Genomic DNA, 17,113 nt, shown 5'->3' with positions numbered 1-17,113 from the left:
GGTGCGGCCGGAGGCCTACACGGCCGAGGCGTTCCGCCGTGCACTGGACGAGGCCTGCGCGGCGGCCGGCCTCCCGTCGGCCGGGGCGCAGCTGATGCACCTCACCGTGAACGCCGTCTACCGGCTGCACGGCACTCCCGTCGTCGCCCGTATCGCCGGACCGCAGCTCGGCCTCGACGACGTCACCCGCGTGGTCGCCCTCGCCCACTGGCTGGAGCGCGAGGGCGTACCGGCCGTCCGGCTCGTCCGTCTCCCCGGCCCCCAGCCGGTGGCTACGGATGACAGGATGTACGTCACGTTCTGGCACTACCTCCCCCAGCCGCACGGCGATCCGCCGGGAGCGGGTGAACTGGCGGGCCCGCTGCGCCGCGTGCATGGCCTGCGCCCGCCCGCGTACCCGCTCCCGGACTGGGATCCCGTGGCCGTCGACCGGGCCCGGCTGCGCCGGGCTCCGCAGGACGTGCCGGCGGCGGAACTCGCCTACCTGCACCACCTCGCCGACCGGCTGGGGGAGGAACTACCGCAGGTGCGCTTCGTACTCCCACGCTCGGTGATCCACGGTGACGCCCACATCGGCAACCTGCTGCGCGACGCGCGGGGGCGCCCGGTCCTGTGCGACCTGGACTTCATGTGCGTGGGGCCGCCCGAATGGGATCTGGTGGCCGAACTCATGGGATGCCTGCGCTACGGCCGTTCCCTGACGGACTACCAGCACCTCGTGGACGCCTATGGCTTCGACCCCCGCTCCTGGGACGGGCTCCCGGCCCTCGCCCGGGTCCACGCCCTCAACGTCCTCACGGTCGTGCTCCCCCTCCTCGGGCCGAACCCGGGGATGCGCGCCGAGTGGCGACGCCGCATCACCGCCTTACGGGAAGGAGACACGACAGCACCATGGATTCCCTACCGGACCCTGCACCGGCCGGAACCCGGCTGACAGCCTCGGTCGCACTGGTCACGAGGGTGGCGGCGGACCGGCGCACGGTACGCCGGCCCCGGGCAGGAGGGCGTGTGCACCCGCTGGGAAGCCGGTATCAACCGGTGTGACGACGACACCAGGTCCGCACCTGTGCCTGTCACGGAGCCGACGGCGACCACTACGCGGAGATCTGCCCCGGCAGGTAGCAGTACGTGCAGTCCATGGGGAGGCACTTCGTGGTCGGCTGCATGATCACAGATCGGGGCCTGGCCGCGAGCCGTAATGCACTCTGCATCGTGCTCCTCTCGATCGGGTCCGGGCGGTGTGCCCCGCCCGGGCAAGTGGTGCTGTTGGAGGCGCCGGGCGGAGCGTCCGTGGGTTCAGCGGGGGTCGGCCTGGCGCAGGGCCTGGTGGTCGGCGACGACCCGCGGCTGCGGTCGGCGGACGCCCGGCTCATGACCCTGGTGCCGTCGTAGGCGACGGCGTCGTCCGCGTCGAGACCCGCTCGGCGCAGGAACTCGAGGGCGTCGCGCAGGTCGCGGGCGCGTCCGAGGATGCCGCCGGGCGGGGGCGATCCGATCGGCGGTGGCATCCGGGGCATCACCGGCCTTCCTGTCGGCGCTGTCCTGTCGCGCGCCGCGCCGGTCGGGCAGGGCTTGCGGCACGAGCTCTTCGTCGACACGGGCGTGGCCGCCCGTCCGGTCCCGCAGCCAGGCCCGGTCAACGAGCACGCGCACGACCAGAACGCGGCGGGCCGGTTTCGGCAGGGCCGCTGTGGGGGCTCGCAGATGACCTGAGGGTGTGGGTGCTTCGTGAGTGGCTGGAAATCTGCCCCTCTCTCACCCACATGGCCCCGTGCGCAGGTGAAGTGGGTGCCTGTCCTCTGCGAATGTGGCCGCGACCGGATGGATCTTCAGGATCCTGATGATGAGTGGAAGGACGTGCCATGACCGAAGCCGAGGCCAGGGAACTGTTCGCGCGGATCGACAGCGACTCCGACGGGCAGATCAACATCGTCGAACTCGCCAACCACTTCAAGAGCGAGGGCCACGCCGGTCAGCTCAAGGACAAGGTCAAGGAGGCCATGGCGGCTGACGCCAACCGCGACCGCGTCCTTGACTTCGACGAGTTCCACGCGCTGGTCAAGTAACACCCGGGCGGCCCGCCCTCGCCAGCAGGGCGGCAACGAGCCCTCGGCGTGGTGCGGATGAGCGACCGCCTCCGGGCATGGCCCGTGCGGCTGCGAGCCGTGCCGGCATGGCCGGCCGGGCAGCACCGCCCGCCCGGGGTGGTCCGCCATGTGCATGCTCCTACGCGTACTCGCAGGCATGGACACCTTCCCGGAGACGGACGCACAGCCGCGCCGCGCCCGGCCCGTGCCGCAGGCACGGGGGCCGGGCGCGGCGGGTGGTTGCCTGGATGGCGGGCCTACCCCACCCCACCGGGGTGCTGGCATGCTCCGCTGAAAGGACTCCCTCATGAGCAAGGTCGTCTTCGTCACCGGTGCCGGACGCGGACTCGGCACCGACATCGCCCGCGAGGCCCTCGCCGCCGGCCACCACGTCGTCGCCACCGGCCGCCGCCCCGAAGAGGTCGAGGAGACTCTGGGCGGTCCGCAGGACAACCTGCTGGTCACCAAGCTGGACGTCACCCGCCCGGACGACGCCGAAGCCGCCGCCCAGGCGGCCGTCGACCGCTTCGGACGCATCGACGTCCTGGTCAACAACGCCGGGAACTTCTTCGCCGGCTACTTCGAGGAGATCACGCCCGCGCAGATGCGCCAGCAGATCGAAACGAACCTCTTCGGCCCCATGAACGTCACCCGAGCCATCCTGCCCATCATGCGCAAGCAGCGCGCCGGCCACATCATCACCCTGTCCTCCTCCGCCGGCATCATCGGACAGGAGTTCTGCGTCGCCTACGCCGCCTCCAAGTTCGGCGTCGAGGGCTGGATGGAATCCCTGCGCTACGACGTCGAGCCGTACAACATCCACACCACGCTCGTGGAACCCGGCTTCTTCCGCACCGAGCTCCTCGTGGACGCCTCCACCACCTGGCCCGCGCCGACCATCGACGACTACGCCGAGCGCACCACCGCCACCGTCGCAGCCTGGAAGAGCATGAACGGCCAGCAGCCCGGCGACCCCGCCAAGCTCGCCCGCGCCCTCCTGGCCATCGCCGACCAGGAGAAGCCGCTGCTGCGCTTCGTCGCCGGCGCCGACGCCATCGAGGCAGTGAAGGCAAAGGCCCGGGAACTGCTGGACCAGGCGGAGGCTTCCCGGGAGCTGGGCGGCGACCTGGCCCATGACGACGCCAAGGCCTGATCAGGACTCCACCTCCTGTCCGGAGCGCCGCTGCGTGAACGGCCACCATTGACCAGGCCGGATGTCCGACAGGCGGCGACGCAGCCGGCCTTCGGCACCGGTACCCCGGACAACGGGGCACCGGGGCCGCGCTGTGTGTGACCGCGGTGTCCTCCGCCGCTGATTCTTCGGCGTACAACCCCTCGACCGCCGTTGGTTCTTCGGCGGTCGAGGGGTTGTACGCCTGTTGATCACGGTCGGATGGCATCGGGTACGGGAGGGGCACTGCTTTGGTCAGGGAGGGGGCAGTGCGCCCCACAGGAGCAGCGACACCAGCTCTTCGGCCGGCAGGGTCTGCGCGGGGCCGGTCGGTGTGTCGGCCAAGACCATCGACTGGAACACCCGGGCGAGGTGCTCGGGCGGCATTCTGAGCCGCTCACGTTCTGGTTCGAACAGGGCCGTCAGCGCAGATCGCAGCGACGCGAGTTCCTCTTCGTGCCGGGTACGCCCGTCGGAGTCCTCCGGCTCGGGGCGTCGGGGCCGGCGTGCGGGCATGGCATCGGCGAGCAGGAGTACGCGGGCCGCGTAGCTGCGGAGATGGAGGGCGGCTGATGCCAGGCGGAGGGCGAGTGGCTGGTTCAGGTCGACCGCGGCTATGGCCGCTACCGCTTCGTCCGCCCTGAGGGCCTCGGCCGCGCAGGCTTCGAGCAGGGCGGCTTGGTCGGGGAACGCGGTGAAGACCGCCGTGGCCGGGACCCCCGCAGCCCGGGCGACCATCGAGGTGGTGACCGAGGCGCCGTGCCTCACGACAAGCGGCAGCGCGGCGGCGACGATCAGCGCGCGACCGGGGTGGTTGGTCATCTCCCGTCCAGAGGATTCAGGGACCGGTGTGGATCGGTCGTGGATCGGTCGGTGAGTGGAGGCGGTGGGTTCCGCAGGCGCCCGTGGGGCCGCGGTGCGTTCACCGACGGCCCGTCCAGGGCGCGCAGGTTCAACGCGGGCTTCCGGTCGGGGCACGGTGGCGTCGCCGCCGGATCATTTCGAGGGCCAGGGGAGTGAGGGAGATGAGGACGACGAGGGCTACGATCGGCAGGAGGTGGCGGTCCACGTCGGGCACGCAGGAGCCGAGTGCGTATCCGGCGAGGACGAGGCCGACGGTCCACACCAGTCCGCCCACGACCTGCCAGAGCGTGAAGACACGGGCGGGCACGCCCAGGGCACCGGCCAGGGGGTTGAGCACGGTGCGTACGACCGGTACGAAGCGGGCCGGCACGATGGCCTTGGCGTGGCCGTAGCGGTCGAGGAGTACCTCGGCACGCTCGGCTCCCTCATGGAGGAGGGAGTCGCCGGGCAGGAAGAACCCGACCAGGAGTCCGGTTTCGGCGAAGAGGACGACGGCGATGCCGAGCGCGCCGAACGCCGACAGCAGGGATCCGGCGTCGAGCAGGTTCACGGCCTGCGGGACTGCCGTGTGGGCGGACAGGGCCATGGCGAGCGGCTCCCCTGCTGGTGAGTGACCGGGTGGCGACGACATCATCGACTACAGTCCTGTAGACGGTCTACGTCACTGTAGACGATCGAGGTGGTGAGGAGATTCGCATGGGGGATGCGCATACGGAACGGCGGTCCGCCGGTGAGCTGGGGGCGAGCGTCCTGGCGGTGCTGTGGGCGGCCGGCGCTCCGCTGACGCCCGGGCAGGTCCAGGAGGCGCTGGGTTCCTCCCACGCCCGGACGACGGTGACGACGGTCCTGTCCCGCCTCTACGAGAAGGGTGTGGTCACCCGCACCCGGTCCGGCCGCGGGTTCGCCTACCTGCCGACCGAGGACGCGTCGGGGCTGACCGCGCGCCGCATGCACGCGGAACTGGCCGGGACCGAGGACCGTGTGACCGTACTGAGCCGCTTCGTCTCCCAGCTCAGCAATGAGGACGAGGCCCTGCTGCGCGCCCTGCTGGAAGAGGGCGGCACAGGGAGCGCCGCATGATGTGGTTGTTGTCGCTGCCGCTCCTGCTGCCCTTCCTGGCCGGCCCGGCGTGCCGCGCGCTGGTGACGAGCCTGGCGCCGCAGCAGGCCGTCCGGCTGCTGGCCGGTTCGGCCGCCGGGCTCGCCGCGGGCAGCACCGCGGCCCTCGCGCTGCTGGTCGTCCCCGGAGCCACGCACCTGCGGCCGGTGGCGGCGCTCGGACACCTGCTCACCCCCCTCGCGTCCGGTGCGCCGGGCGCGGTCATCGCGATCACCGTCGTGGCGGGCTCGCTGCTCGCGGCCCGCGGTGTCCTGCTGCTGCGCGGTGCGTACCGGTGGTGGCAGCGGCTGAGGCGGGCGCGCGTGCTTGCCGCCGGCAGTCGGAGCGAACTCGTGGTCCTGCAGGAGGAGCACCCCGACGCCTACGCACTGCCGGGCCGGCCCGGCCGCATCGTGATCACCTCGGGCATGCTGCGCGCCCTTTCCGCGGAGGAACGCGAGGTCCTGCTCGCCCATGAGCGAGCCCACCTGAAAGGCCGCCATCACCTCCTGGTGGGGATGGCCGAGCTGGCCGCCCACTGTCATCCGGGGCTGCGCGCCGTGCGCGAGCCCCTTCGTTACGCGCTGGAGCGCTGCGCCGACGAATACGCCGCGCAGGCGGTGGGCGACCGCCACCTCGCGGCCCGGGCCATCGCCCGGGCCGCTCTGGCTGCTCGTACGTCTCCTGATCGGTACCGGCCCGGCTTCGCACTGGCCGCCACGACGGGCCCGGTGCCCCGGCGGGTCGCGGCCCTGCTCGACGGGTCCGGCCGGGCCCGTGCCCGTAGCTCGCACCGCCTGGCGGCCGTGGCGCTGCTGGCCTGCCTGTTCGTGTCGGCCGGCGCGTCCCTCCAAGCCGCTGACGATCTGCACTCCGGCATCGAAATCGCGCAGGGTGAGACGGGTGAGGAGTGAGCCGGCCGGTTCCGACGGCGCCGGCCTCCGCGGTGGGCGGCGTCCGGCGGGGCAGGCACGGGGGCTCGGCTCGTGCCCCCGTACAGTTAGATAAGGCAAACCTATTTATCGATGACCGGGCGCATCGGCCCAGGGCGGCAGCAGGGCGGTAGCGGGATGGTGGAGGACGGCGCGGACGCAAGGCGTCCGCACGGTGAACTCGTCGCGGACGTGCTGGCGGCTCTGTGGGCGGCCGATGGGCCGTTGACGCCGCAGCAGATCAACACCGCGCTCGGCCGGGACCTCGCCAGGACGACGGTGACGACGATCCTCACCCGCCTCTACGAGAAGGGGACGGTCGTGCGGACCCGCGTCGGCAGGGGCTTCGTCTACGCCGCGGCGGACGACGCCGCCGGGCTGGCGGCCGGGCGCATGCACCGCGAGCTGGACCGGGAGCCCCGGCGGGACCTCGTGCTGAAGCGGTTCGTGTCCTCGCTGTCCGGGGACGACGAGGAAGCGCTGAGGCGTCTGCTCCTGGAGTCCGAGGAGGGCTGATGACCCTGGTCCTGGCCCTGGTCGTGCTGACCCTGGTGCTTCCGTGGGGTGCCGCGCCGGCCACCCGACGGCTGGCCGCGCTCCTGCCTCCGAGGGAGGCGTGCGCGGCACTGACCGGGGCCGCCGTGTTGCTGGCGGGCGGCACCGTTGCGGCGCTCATCGGCCTGTTCCACGTGCCCTTCCTCGCCTCCCTGGAAAAGATCCCGTTGACGCGAGCGGCTGCCGAATGGCCGGCCGCCGTGCCGGTCGCCGCCGTCGCGGGTGCGGTGCTGGTCCTGCAGACGGTGCTGGTGGTCCGCCGCTGGTGGGAGCGTCGCTCGGTGCTCGCGCGGGCCTGGGCGTCCACCCGCGAGGCGGTGTCCGATGGAGATCTGCTGGTCGTACCGGATGCCGAGCCGCAGGCGTTCGCGCTGCCGGGATGGCGCAAGCGCGGCGGCCGGGTCGTGGTGACGACGGGCATGCTCAAGACCCTGGCCCCGGCGGAGCGCGAGGTGCTGCTCGGTCACGAGCGGGCTCACCTGACGGGCCGCCACAACCTGTGGTCCGTCGTCGCCCACCTGGCCGCCGCGGTCCATCCCGCCCTTCGGCCCCTGCGTCCGGCGCTGGACTTCCACCTGGAGCGGTGGGCGGACGAGTCGGCGGCCTCGTCGGTGGGTGACCGGCGGCTGGCGGCGACCGCGATCGCACGCGCGGCGCTGGCCGCCGCGTCCGCCGAGAAGGCGGGCGGAGGCCGTGGTCCCTTGCTGTCCGTGAGTACCGGTCCGGTTCCGCAGCGGGTCGAAGCCCTGCTGGGGCCGGTGCCGGTACGGCCGCAGGCCCGCAGGACGCGGGCGGCCGCAGCGGGGCTGGTGACGGCGGTGGCGGTTTCGGCCCTGCTGGGCCTGGTTCTGGCCTACGGACTGCACGAGTACGTGGAGTTCGCCGCGCGGGCCCTTCTGGCCGAATGAGCACCCGGGCGACGACATTGATGTAGACCGAAGCGTCTGGGGCAACTATGGTTAGCCTAGGCTTACTTCACCTGCCTCTCCAGGGCCGAGCGTTGCGTGGGTCCCGTTCCGAGGGGTGCCTCGTACCCTGCGCGCAGTGTGCCGTGGGCGACAGTGGTCCGCGTGTCCCGGGGCGGAGGTGACCTTCCCCTCCCAGTGATTGGACGCGCGACGTGTATGACAGGGGGAACGGGGTCTCGAATCCCTCCGAGCAGACCGTGCATCTCCTGGCAGCGGCGAACCGGGCCGTGGACGTGTTGATGGCCGAGCGACTGGGAGTGCGCGGCCCGGGTCCTTTCCACCGGTCGGTCCTCAGGACGCTGGCGGATCTGGGGCCGCATGCCAGGCGCGATCTCGCCGCGCAGGTGGAGGCGCCGGTGGCTGACGTCTCGCGCGTGGTCGGTGATCTCCTGGAGCAGGGCCTGGTACAGGAGATGGTCGTGAACATCGGTGGACGTCACGAGGTCGTGACGCTCACCCCGGCCGGGACCGCGGTGCTGGATGCGGCGCGCGAGGACATGCACTCGGTGCAGGACCTCCTGCTCGGCTGCCTCACCAGGGGCGAGCGCGCCCAGCTGCACTATCTCCTGCGGCGGGTGTGCGCGACGGCTGCCCGTGCCGGAGCGGTACGAACGGCCTAGTCCTGGCGGCGAGTGCGCCACGACAGGAGCCGACGCTCCAGAGCCCGGCACTGGATGCGTCCGCCGAGGAAGTTACGCCTCGATGCCTTCCGTGCTCCGGCGACGAGTTGCCCCCACACCTTCCTGGGGCACGGCCGGGTGGCGCTCGGCCGTCACGGCAGCGGCCGGGCCGCCGAGGGTGAGGACGTCGTCGGCGTGGCGAAGTACCAGGGGGAGGTCGTGGCTGACGAGGACGACGGCCAGACCGCGGGTGGTGCGCAGGTCGCGTAGCAGCGCCATGACGTCGGAGGCGGTACCCGCGTCGAGCGCGGAGGTGACCTCGTCGCACAGCAGCACGTCGGGCTCGGCCGCCAGGGCGCGAGCGATGGAGACCCGTTGGCGCTGGCCGCCCGACAGCTCGTGGGGGTAGCGGGAGGCGAAGTCTCCCGGCAGCCCGACGGCCGTGAGGAGTTCCGATACCCGGGCCGCCCGCTGGCCGGCGGGCAGTGCGAGGTGGAGCTTGAGGGGCCGGACGAGGGTGGCGCCGACGGTACGGGCGGGATTGAGGGCACCGAGCGGGTTCTGCGGGACGAGCTGGATGCGGCGGAGCTGGTCACGGCTGCGCCTGCGGTGGGTGCCGCCGAGCGGGCTGCCGTGGAGGGTGAGGGTGCCGCCTCCGGCCGGGTGGAGCCCCGCGAGGGTGCGCACCAGGGTGGTCTTGCCGCAGCCGGAAGGGCCGACGACGGCGGTGAGCGCACCCGGTCGGACGTCGAGGTCGAGGCCGGCGAGGGCCAGGCGGCGGGCGGGTCCGGTGCCGACGTAGGCATCGAGGGAGCGCACCGTCAGAACGGCGTCGCCGTGGTGGGCCCCAGGTGTTCCGGCCGCCGACGGCGTGACGGGTGCGGAGGTTCCCCGGCCGGGCGTCCGTGTGGTGGCCGGGCCGAGGGCGAGGGTGTCGTCGGCGCAGCGTGCGACGAAGTCGGGGTCGTGGCTGGAGAGGGCGATCGCGAGCCCGTGGTGGTGCGCGAGGTCGCGCAGCAGCTCGGCGATCTCGTCGCGCAGGGCGGCGTCGAGTCCTGCGGTGGGTTCGTCGAGGAGCAGGATCTCGGGCCGGCGGGCGAGGGCGCGGGCCAGGGCGACGCGCCGCTGCTGACCACCGGACAGACCGGCGGGGCGCCGGTTCTCCAGGCCCTCGTCGGTGGGGAGCCGGACCTGGGTGAGGAGGTCGAGGAGAGCGCCGCGGGACTTGTCCGCGGCGGTTTCACGGATGAGGCGGCCGACCTTCATACGGGGGTTGAGGCCCGAGGCGGGGTCCTGGCCGAGGTGGGCGAGGTGTTCCCGGCGGAGGCGGCGCAGAGGTTCGGGTGCCAGAGCGAGCACGTCGTGCCCGAGCACGGTGACCGTCCCCTCGGTGACGGCCGCACCCGGCGGTATGGCGCCGGTCAGGGCGCGCAGCAGCGTGGTCTTTCCTGCGCCGGAGGGGCCGGTGATGGCGTGGACGCTGCCCCGCTGGAGGGTCAGGGAGGCGTTGTCGAGCAAGCGGGCGCCGTCGGTGAGGGCGATGGACAGGTTGCTGGCCCGGGCGGCCGGGTCGGTGTGGCTCACAGGGGGGTCTCCGGGGTGGGCCGGGCGGGAGCGAGGGCTTCGGCGGCGAGGTTGACGCTGATGGCGAGCAGGCCGATGGCCAGGCAGGGTGCGCCCACGGCCCAGGGGTTGAGCAGGATGCCCGGCGCGTTCTCCCGGATCATCAACGCCCAGTCGGCTTCGGGTGGTTGGGGGCCGAGTTGGAGGAACGCGGCGATGGAGACGACGTAGACGCCTTCTACGAAGCGCAGTCCGAACAGGGCGAGCAGGGTGGAGCGGAGGTTGGGCAGTACTTCGCGGGTCATCAGGTACCACAGGTGTTCACCTCCGGCGGAGGCCGTTTCCACGTAGCCGGTGGCGGCGATCGGTGCGGCGGCGGCCGCGACGACCCGCACGGCGTAGGGGATGCCGAGGACGCAGGCGGCGAGGCCGACGGCCAGGCGGCCGCCGGCGGGCCAGGCCAGGGCGATGAGCATGATGCCCAGGACGGCCGGCAGGAGGATGGCGAGGTCCGCGGTGCGTTCGACCCAGCGACCCAGGCGCGGGCGCAGGGCGGCGAGGATGCCGAGTGCGGTGGCGGCTCCGGTGACGACCAGGGCGATGGCCAGGGCCGTGGCGATGAGGGGGGCTCCACCGGAGAGCAGCCGGCTGAGGACATCACGGCCGAGCAGGTCCCCGCCGAGGGCGGCGGTGTCGTCGGCCGCCGCGTAGGGGGCGGTGACGGGCCGGTCGATGGCCTCGGGTGCGAGCAGGGGGCCGATCAGCGCGAGGAGCAGGAGCAGCAGCGCGGGGAGCGCGCGGGCCAGGATCCGGGCGGGGGAGGGGCGCCGGCGCACGGTCGGGGCGGTGGAGGTCATCGGTGCGTTCCCATGATGCGGTCGCGTACGAGGTCGGCCAGGAGCAGGAGCGTGCTGATGGCCGCGCCGGTGGCGACGATGACTCCGGCCACCAGCGGGGTGTCCCGGTCGGTGATGGCGCCGGCGAGGACCGCGCCGATGCCGGGGTAGTTGAACAGGGTCTCCACGACGACGGCGCCGCCGACCAGCATGCCGGCGGAGGTGGCGGTGGACACCGCGATGGCGGGCAGGGCGCCGGGCAGCATGTGATGGATGAGGATGCGGTGTCGGGGCAGGCCGTCGAGGATCGCCGCCTGGACGTGCGGGAGGTCGGCCTGGTCGGCGAGGGCGCCTCGAACGATGCGGGTGTTCCAGCCGATCTGGGGGATCGCGAGCGCCAGCAGCGGCAGAACCAGCATGTCCCAGGAGGCGGGTGCGCCGTCGGGACCGGTGAGGGTGACAGCAGGAAGCCAGCCCGTCCACTGGGAGAACACCAGCAGCAGGGCAACGGAGATGACGAACTCCGGCAGGGCGAACGCCGCGGTCGAGGCCGCGGCGACGGCCCGGTCGACGCGACCGCCGGGCCGCAGGGTGGCCCAACTGCCCAGCAGCAGCGCGCCGATGATGCTCAGGGCGAGGGCGAGCGAGCCCAGCAGCAGGGTGTTCGGGAAGGGCCCGGACAGGACGGAGGTGACGGGCTGTCCGTGGGCGGTGGTGCCGAGATCGCCGGTGGGCAGGCCGCTCATCCAGTCCCAGAAGCGTTCGGTCACCGGCCGGTCGAGGCCCAGCGCCGTTCGGCGGGCCGCCACGTCGGCCGCGCTCTCGCCCCGCTCGGACGTCGCGTTGGCCGCGTCGCCGGGCAGGAGCTCGATCGCGGCGAACACGGCGGCCAGCAGGAGTACGAGCATGCCCAGACGGCGGGCGGCAAGCCAGGCGGCCCGGCCCGCACCGGGGAGGATGCGGGCCGGGCCGGACAGGGCTTTCGGCGTGGCGGCGCCGTCGGCGGTGGATGCCGGGATCAACGGGCCAGCCAGGTCTTTTCGAGCTGGACGCGGCCGTAGCCGGGGAGCCCCGGCAGGTCGCGCACGGCCTTCCCGGCGAGGTCGATGCCGTCGGCCATGCCCCACAGGAGGTAGCCGGACTTGGCGAACTCGATCTCCTGCAGCTGGTGCAGGCCCTTGGTGCGCTCGGCCGCGTCCGCGGCCCCGATGGCCTTGCGGTAGGCCTCGTCGAAGGTGGGCTCCCGCCAGCCGGCTTCGTTCTGCCCGGCCTCGGAGACCATGGTCTTGGAGGCGAAGAACACGACGGAGTCGTTCGTGCCCCAGTAGGTGGTGTAGAGCGGCGCCTTGAGCCAGGTGGCGTCCCAGAAGACCTTCGAGTCCTGCTTCACCACGTTGATCTTCACTCCGGCTTCGCGGGCCTGGGTGGCGAACAGCGTGGCGGACTCCGCGAGACCGGCGATGTCCTCGGTGGTGATCAGGTCGTAGGTCTTGGAGGTGTCGAAACCGGCCTCGGCGAGCAGCTGCTTGGCCTTGTCGAGGTCGCGCCCCCGCTGGGGGATGTCCTTGGCGAACACCGGGTCGCCAGTGCCCAGGATGTCGTTTCCGACGGTGCCGTAGCCGGACAGGACCTGCTTCACCATGGCGTCGCGGTCCACCGTCAGGCGCAGGGCCTCACGTACCCGCGGGTCCGCGAACGGGCCGTCGGCGGTGCGCATGACGATGGGCATCGCCATGTCGTTGGGCCGGCGCAGGATCTGGAGGTCCTTGCGGGTCTCGGCGGTGCGCGCGGCGACGGCCCCGACGTTGGAGGCGACGTCGATCTGGCCGGCGAGCAGGGCGTTGGCCATGGCCTGCGGGCTCTCGAAGATGCGCACCTCGATGGCGTCCAGGAGCACCTTGCCGCCGTACCAGTCGTCGTTGCGTACGAGGCGGGCGTTGCCGTCGCGGAACCAGTCCAGCTTGAAGGGGCCGGTGCCCGGCGCGCTTGCGATCTGGTCGTCCTTGGTGTCCTTCTTCAGGACGAAGGTGGTCAGGCGGGTGAGGAGCGGCAGTTCGGCGTTGGCGTAGTCGGACACGAGGACGACGGTCTTGGCATCCTCGGCGGTGATGCTCTCGGGCTTGATGCCCGGCAGGCGCGAGGCGCCGGCGGAGGTGCCCCGCAGGCGCTTCAGCGACCAGACGACGTCGTCGGCGGTGACGGGAGTGCCGTCGTGGAACTTCGCGCCTTCGGCGATGGTGAAGCGCCAGGTCTTGAGGTCCTCGGAGGGCTTCCAGCTCGCGGCGAGCCTCGGGGCGGTGTTGGTCTTCTCGCCGGGCACCGCGAGGGTGTCGTAGACGAGGCTGAGGATCAGGTAGTCGCTCTCGTTGGACTGCGTGCCGTGCGGGTCACGGGTGACCGAGGACGCCTTGCCCAGCGCGCCCACCGTCAGCGTGCCGCCGCTACGGGGCTGTTGGGAAGCGGAGGATGAGTCCTTGGCATCCGTCGATCCGCCCGACCCGCTGCTGCAGGCAGCGAGCGCACCGGCCGCCCCGATTCCGGCACTGGCCCACAGCAGCTGTCGTCTGGTGACGCCCACGTCGTTCCTCGTTTCCGTCGAGCAAGAGTTGCTTAGGTATACCTAGCCTAAGTTTTGGGGTGCCCGCAAGCCGTCGCGCAGGGCTTGCGCGGTGAAGTGTCCTGGCCAACGCCTCGTCAACTGCCTCCCTGATCTGCGGTGTTGTGCCACAGGATCTTGGTCGTGTGACGACAGGGTGACCGACGACATATTTGTAGACGGACCTTTTAGTAAGGGTTGCCTTACTCGTTTGACGTTGTTAGTTTCCTCGGTGTCCGGCTGTCCGAGCCGCGCCGGACCCACTACTTTTCGGGGTTCCCCCGAGCCCCACCCCACGCCTTCGCTGGGCCGCGCCATGCCGCGACGCCCGCGCTTCCACCTGCCCACGAAAACGGAAGGTGCCTCCGTGCCCACCGCCGCAGTCGCCCCAGTACGCCAACTCGACGCCGACCAGGTCACCGAGCTCACCACCATGGCGGCCGAACTGCTGGACATCCACCGCTCAGCCACCAGCCCCGCCCTGCTCGCCGACCTCGCCCCCGCCTGCCGGCGGCTGAGCCGAGAACTCCACGACGCGCTGCGCCCCGTGGACACCGCGGACGGCCTTTTCGTGCTGCGCGGCCTGCACATCGAAGACACCGGACTCGGCCCCACCCCCGGGCACTGGTCCACCGTCGGCCAGGCCGGAGCCCTGTGGGACGTCGTCCTGCTGCTGGTGTCCACCCTCATGGGCACGCCCATCGCCTGGGACGGCCAGCAGGACGGCCGCTTCGTGCACAACATCGTCCCCTCACCGGGACACGAGACGGTGCAGACCGGAGCGTCCAGCAGCGTGCTGCTCACCCCGCACACCGAGGACGCCTTCCACCCCGGCCGCGCCCACCTGCTGCTGCTGTGCTGCATGCGCAACCACGACGACATCGCCACCACCGCGGCCAGCATCCGCCTCACGGAGCTCTCGGACGAGGACCTCACCGAACTGACCCGGCCGGTCGCCCCGATCCTCCCCGACGACGCCTACGAGGACGCCCAGCAGTTCGGCGGCAAGCCCGCGCCGGTGCCGACCCTCTTCGCCGGCGAGGACGGACTCACCCTCCGCTTCGACCCCGCCTACACCCCGCTGGAGGAGGCCGACGAGGCGTGGCGCGCCGCGTACGGGCGACTGGAGGGCGAACTCGCCCGCGTGTCCGTCGCGGTGAGCCTGGAGCCCGGCGACGTGCTGGTGGTCGACAACGACCTCGTCGTACACGGCCGCGTCCCCTTCACCGCCCGCTACGACGGCACCGACCGCTGGCTCAAGCGCGCCTCCGTCCGGGTGCCCGGCCGACGCACCCGCCCCGAGGCGGAGGCCTCCGAGCACGGCTACGGCCAGGCCGCCCTCGAAGCCTGGACCGCCTGAACCGAACCGGCGCCACCCCTGCCGAACCCGTTTCCCCGAAGGGACAACCCCATGACCTCGACCTCCCAGGACACCGCGACGCCCCACGACGGCACCCTGCGGATCCTGTCCACGACCGACCTCGCGGGCATCGAGATCTCCCTGGAAGACGTCGTCTCCACGGTGGAGGGGGCCTACCGCACCCTGCACGCCGGCCAGTCCGACAACCCCCGGAAACTGACCGTCAAGCCCAAGGACGGGCACTCCGTCTCCTACGCCATGCTGGGCCGCGACGGCTCACGCGAGGTCGTCGCCATCAAGACCTCGTACAAGCACGGCCTCGACAAGGGCCGCGAGGAGCAGCACTACTACACCTCGCTCACCCTCTACGACGACGTCACCGGCCTGCCCGTCGCGATGATGGACTGCTCCCGCATCGGCTCCCTGCGTACCCCGGCCGTCTCGGCCCTGCTCGCCCGCGAGCTGGCCGCCCCCGGCGCCCGCAGCGCCCTGGTCATAGGCACCGGCACCCAAGGCCGGCTCGCGCTGCCGTTCCTGCTCACCACCCTCCCGGACCTGGACCGCCTGATGCTCTCGGGCACCCACCCCGAGGGGATCGCCGCCGTCCGCGAGCAGCTGCGTACGCACTTCCCCGACCGCGAGGTGGAACTCGTCACCGACCTGCGCGCGGCCGCCGCGGACGCCGACGTCATCGTCGCCACCGCCGGCGGGCACACCCCGGCCGCGGTGGAGGACTCCTGGCTGAAGCCGGGCGCGCTGTCGATCCTCGTCGGCCACGGCCTCGCCCCGTCCACCCTGCACCGGGCCGACCGTGTCATCGCCACCAGCGAGGCGCAGATGAACGTCACCGGCACGGACATGGCCGACGCCGAGGGCAAGCTCCCGGCCGTCGACTCCGAGTTCCCGCCCGTCCTCGCCGGTCTCACCGCCGGCCGGCACACTGCGAAGGAACGAATCTTCGCCTACAACAGCGGCCTCGTCGTCACCGACATCGCCCTCGGCCACCGCTTCGCACAGCTCGCCCTCGCGCAGGGCCTGGGCACCGAGGTCGCGCTGTGGCAGTGAACAGCCGTCCCCTGCCCACCCTGCCGGTGCTCCCGGACGCCGCCTGCGAGCAGGTGGTGGCGTCCGGGCTGCTGCCCGAGCTGGCGTACGCGTTCGGCGGCCCGTTCCACTTCCTGCTGCCCGACGCCTTCGACACCAATCAGGGAGCCATGCAGGACGCCCTCGCCGCGGCCGGCGTCGACGGCTTCGTCTACTTCGCGAAGAAGGCCAACAAGGCCGCCGTCTTCGTCGAACGCGCCGCCGCCGGCGACGCGGGAGTGGACGTCGCCTCCGTCGCCGAGCTGCGCGAGGCACTCGGCCACGGGGTGCGGGGCGAGCACCTCGTCGTCACCGGCCCCGCCAAGGATCCGGCCCTGCTGCACCTGGCCGTCCAGCACGGAGCACTCGTCGCGGTCGACGCCCTCGACGAACTCGAAGCCCTCGTCACCACGGCCCTGACCGGGCGCGTCCGCCCGGCGAGGATCCTGCTCCGGGTCCTGCCGCCCGCCCAGCCGCACAGCCGCTTCGGCCTCTCCGAAACCGACCTGGCCACCGCCCTGGACCGCTGCGTCCAGGCCGGGGACGCCGTCCGCATGGAAGGGTTCTCCTTCCACCTGTCCGGTTACGCCCTCCAGCCCCGGGCCGACCTCGCGGCCCGCCTCGTGGAACTCTGCCTCAAGGCCCGCGTCCAGGGCCTGGAGGCGAGCCGCATCAGCATCGGGGGCGGCCTGCCCATCAGCTACAGCGACGCCGACAGCTGGCACACCTTCCTCGCCGAACAGAACAGCGGCCACTACCACGCGGGCAAGACCTTCCACACCGGCGACTTCTACCCGTACCACTCCCCGGTGGCCGGCGCCGAGGCCCTCGCAGCCCTCCTGGCCACGCGGCCCGAGGGTCACCAACAGCCCGTCGCGGCCCTGCTCAGGGACGCAGGAGTCACCCTCCTCCTGGAGCCGGGCCGGGCCCTGCTCCACCAGGCCGGTGCGACGGTCTTCCGCATCCAGGGAGCCAAGGAGCGGGACGGCTACCAGATCCTGACCGTGGACGGCACGAGCCTGAGTCTGTCCGAGCAGTGGTTCAACAGCGAGTACCTGCCCGACCCCATCCTCCTCCCGCAGGACGAGGCCGGTCCGGCGGGCGTCTTCCCGGCGAGCGTCGGAGCCGCCACCTGCCTGGAGTCGGACATGCTCACCTGGCGGAAGATCCCGTTCCAGAGCCGGCCCCGCCCCGGCGACCTGCTGGTCTACCCCAACACCGCGGGCTACCAGATGGACTCCAACGAGTCCCCCTTCCACGACCTGGCGCTGCCCCCCAAGGTCGTCATCGACCACACCGACCGGCCCCGCCCCCGCTGGCGCCTGGACCGGCACTTCACCTGACGCCCAGCACCCCCGCCCGCACCCCGCCCCCCCGCAC

17 protein-coding genes are annotated in these 17,113 nt (G+C 72.2%); 11 read left to right on the top strand and 6 right to left on the bottom strand.

Annotated features, from left to right (window positions below; translation table 11 throughout):
- Position 1: 1 nt before the first annotated feature.
- From IF02_RS0123075 to IF02_RS0123055, 3 genes are all read left to right on the top strand, one after another.
- On the top strand, positions 2–934 hold the full coding sequence (locus IF02_RS0123075; RefSeq protein ID WP_051696469.1) for a phosphotransferase enzyme family protein: 933 nt from the start codon (positions 2–4) through the stop codon (positions 932–934).
- Positions 935–1,862: 928 nt separating this feature from the next.
- Positions 1,863–2,066: an EF-hand domain-containing protein gene (locus IF02_RS0123060; RefSeq protein ID WP_030159885.1), complete on the top strand. Its 204-nt coding sequence runs from the start codon at positions 1,863–1,865 to the stop codon at positions 2,064–2,066.
- 328 nt (positions 2,067–2,394) lie between these two features.
- On the top strand, positions 2,395–3,240 hold the full coding sequence (locus tag IF02_RS0123055; RefSeq protein WP_030159883.1) for an SDR family oxidoreductase: 846 nt from the start codon (positions 2,395–2,397) through the stop codon (positions 3,238–3,240).
- A 273-nt stretch (positions 3,241–3,513) separates the two neighbouring features.
- Here the strand turns inward: IF02_RS0123055 and IF02_RS0123050 are convergent, their stop codons facing one another.
- Positions 3,514–4,080 carry a TetR family transcriptional regulator gene (locus tag IF02_RS0123050; RefSeq protein ID WP_030159881.1) on the bottom strand — a complete coding sequence of 189 codons (567 nt, stop codon included), beginning with the start codon at positions 4,078–4,080 and terminating at the stop codon, positions 3,514–3,516.
- A 130-nt stretch (positions 4,081–4,210) separates the two neighbouring features.
- On the bottom strand, positions 4,211–4,708 hold the full coding sequence (locus tag IF02_RS0123045; RefSeq protein WP_030159879.1) for a DedA family protein: 498 nt from the start codon (positions 4,706–4,708) through the stop codon (positions 4,211–4,213).
- Positions 4,709–4,818: 110 nt separating this feature from the next.
- On the opposite strand from IF02_RS0123045, the gene IF02_RS0123040 reads away from it, so the two are divergent.
- From IF02_RS0123040 to IF02_RS34895, 5 genes are all read left to right on the top strand, one after another.
- Positions 4,819–5,202 carry a BlaI/MecI/CopY family transcriptional regulator gene (locus IF02_RS0123040; protein WP_030159877.1) on the top strand — a complete coding sequence of 128 codons (384 nt, stop codon included), beginning with the start codon at positions 4,819–4,821 and terminating at the stop codon, positions 5,200–5,202.
- A complete protein-coding gene (locus IF02_RS0123035) occupies positions 5,199–6,134 on the top strand; it encodes a M56 family metallopeptidase (protein ID WP_030159875.1) in 936 nt (311 codons plus the stop codon). The genes IF02_RS0123040 and IF02_RS0123035 overlap by 4 nt, the downstream gene beginning before the upstream one ends.
- Before the next feature lie 156 nt (positions 6,135–6,290).
- Positions 6,291–6,668 (top strand): BlaI/MecI/CopY family transcriptional regulator, encoded by a 378-nt coding sequence (locus IF02_RS0123030; RefSeq protein ID WP_030159873.1) that lies wholly within the window; start codon positions 6,291–6,293, stop codon positions 6,666–6,668.
- Positions 6,668–7,615: a M56 family metallopeptidase gene (locus IF02_RS0123025; RefSeq protein WP_030159871.1), complete on the top strand. Its 948-nt coding sequence runs from the start codon at positions 6,668–6,670 to the stop codon at positions 7,613–7,615. Before IF02_RS0123030 ends, IF02_RS0123025 begins: the two co-directional genes overlap by 1 nt.
- A 416-nt stretch (positions 7,616–8,031) precedes the next feature.
- Positions 8,032–8,295 (top strand): MarR family winged helix-turn-helix transcriptional regulator, encoded by a 264-nt coding sequence (locus tag IF02_RS34895; protein ID WP_158708543.1) that lies wholly within the window; start codon positions 8,032–8,034, stop codon positions 8,293–8,295.
- 72 nt (positions 8,296–8,367) lie between these two features.
- Here the strand turns inward: IF02_RS34895 and IF02_RS0123015 are convergent, their stop codons facing one another.
- From IF02_RS0123015 to IF02_RS0123000, 4 genes are read right to left on the bottom strand one after another with little or no spacing between them, the layout of a single operon-like run.
- Positions 8,368–9,879, bottom strand: a complete 1,512-nt coding sequence (locus IF02_RS0123015; RefSeq protein ID WP_078622264.1) for an ABC transporter ATP-binding protein — start codon at positions 9,877–9,879, stop codon at positions 8,368–8,370.
- Positions 9,876–10,715: an ABC transporter permease gene (locus tag IF02_RS0123010; RefSeq protein WP_037836954.1), complete on the bottom strand. Its 840-nt coding sequence runs from the start codon at positions 10,713–10,715 to the stop codon at positions 9,876–9,878. Before IF02_RS0123010 ends, IF02_RS0123015 begins: the two co-directional genes overlap by 4 nt.
- Entirely contained in the window at positions 10,712–11,728 is a 1,017-nt protein-coding gene (locus IF02_RS0123005; protein WP_030159866.1) for an ABC transporter permease, read from the bottom strand. Before IF02_RS0123005 ends, IF02_RS0123010 begins: the two co-directional genes overlap by 4 nt.
- Complete coding sequence (locus IF02_RS0123000; RefSeq protein ID WP_030159864.1) at positions 11,713–13,272, bottom strand: ABC transporter substrate-binding protein; 1,560 nt, start codon at positions 13,270–13,272, stop codon at positions 11,713–11,715. Before IF02_RS0123000 ends, IF02_RS0123005 begins: the two co-directional genes overlap by 16 nt.
- Before the next feature lie 385 nt (positions 13,273–13,657).
- Between IF02_RS0123000 and IF02_RS0122995 the strand changes: the two genes are divergently transcribed.
- The 3 genes from IF02_RS0122995 to IF02_RS0122985 are packed head-to-tail and all read left to right on the top strand — an operon-like array spanning position 13,658 to position 17,076.
- Entirely contained in the window at positions 13,658–14,650 is a 993-nt protein-coding gene (locus tag IF02_RS0122995; RefSeq protein ID WP_030159862.1) for a TauD/TfdA family dioxygenase, read from the top strand.
- Positions 14,651–14,701: 51 nt separating this feature from the next.
- Positions 14,702–15,715 (top strand): ornithine cyclodeaminase, encoded by a 1,014-nt coding sequence (locus IF02_RS0122990; protein ID WP_078622263.1) that lies wholly within the window; start codon positions 14,702–14,704, stop codon positions 15,713–15,715.
- Positions 15,706–17,076: a Y4yA family PLP-dependent enzyme gene (locus IF02_RS0122985; protein WP_030159858.1), complete on the top strand. Its 1,371-nt coding sequence runs from the start codon at positions 15,706–15,708 to the stop codon at positions 17,074–17,076. The genes IF02_RS0122990 and IF02_RS0122985 overlap by 10 nt, the downstream gene beginning before the upstream one ends.
- Positions 17,077–17,113 lie beyond the last annotated feature (37 nt).

It is taken from the genome of Streptomyces sp. NRRL S-244 (assembly GCF_000717915.1).
In the GTDB taxonomy this organism is placed as follows: Bacteria; Actinomycetota; Actinomycetes; order Streptomycetales; family Streptomycetaceae; genus Streptomyces.
This window is presented reverse-complemented; position numbering and strand designations above follow the sequence as displayed.

Bases quoted from the DNA above. Each gene is read 5' to 3' on its own strand.
- IF02_RS0123060 (WP_030159885.1), top strand. From the start codon at position 1,863: ATGACCGAAGCCGAGGCCAGGGAACTGTTCGCGCGGATCGACAGCGAC.
- IF02_RS0123055 (WP_030159883.1), top strand. From the start codon at position 2,395: ATGAGCAAGGTCGTCTTCGTCACCGGTGCCGGACGCGGACTCGGCACC.
- IF02_RS0123050 (WP_030159881.1), bottom strand. From the start codon at position 4,080: ATGACCAACCACCCCGGTCGCGCGCTGATCGTCGCCGCCGCGCTGCCG.
- IF02_RS0123045 (WP_030159879.1), bottom strand. From the start codon at position 4,708: ATGGCCCTGTCCGCCCACACGGCAGTCCCGCAGGCCGTGAACCTGCTC.
- IF02_RS0123040 (WP_030159877.1), top strand. From the start codon at position 4,819: ATGGGGGATGCGCATACGGAACGGCGGTCCGCCGGTGAGCTGGGGGCG.
- IF02_RS0123035 (WP_030159875.1), top strand. From the start codon at position 5,199: ATGATGTGGTTGTTGTCGCTGCCGCTCCTGCTGCCCTTCCTGGCCGGC.
- IF02_RS0123030 (WP_030159873.1), top strand. From the start codon at position 6,291: ATGGTGGAGGACGGCGCGGACGCAAGGCGTCCGCACGGTGAACTCGTC.
- IF02_RS0123025 (WP_030159871.1), top strand. From the start codon at position 6,668: ATGACCCTGGTCCTGGCCCTGGTCGTGCTGACCCTGGTGCTTCCGTGG.
- IF02_RS0123010 (WP_037836954.1), bottom strand. From the start codon at position 10,715: ATGACCTCCACCGCCCCGACCGTGCGCCGGCGCCCCTCCCCCGCCCGG.
- IF02_RS0122990 (WP_078622263.1), top strand. From the start codon at position 14,702: ATGACCTCGACCTCCCAGGACACCGCGACGCCCCACGACGGCACCCTG.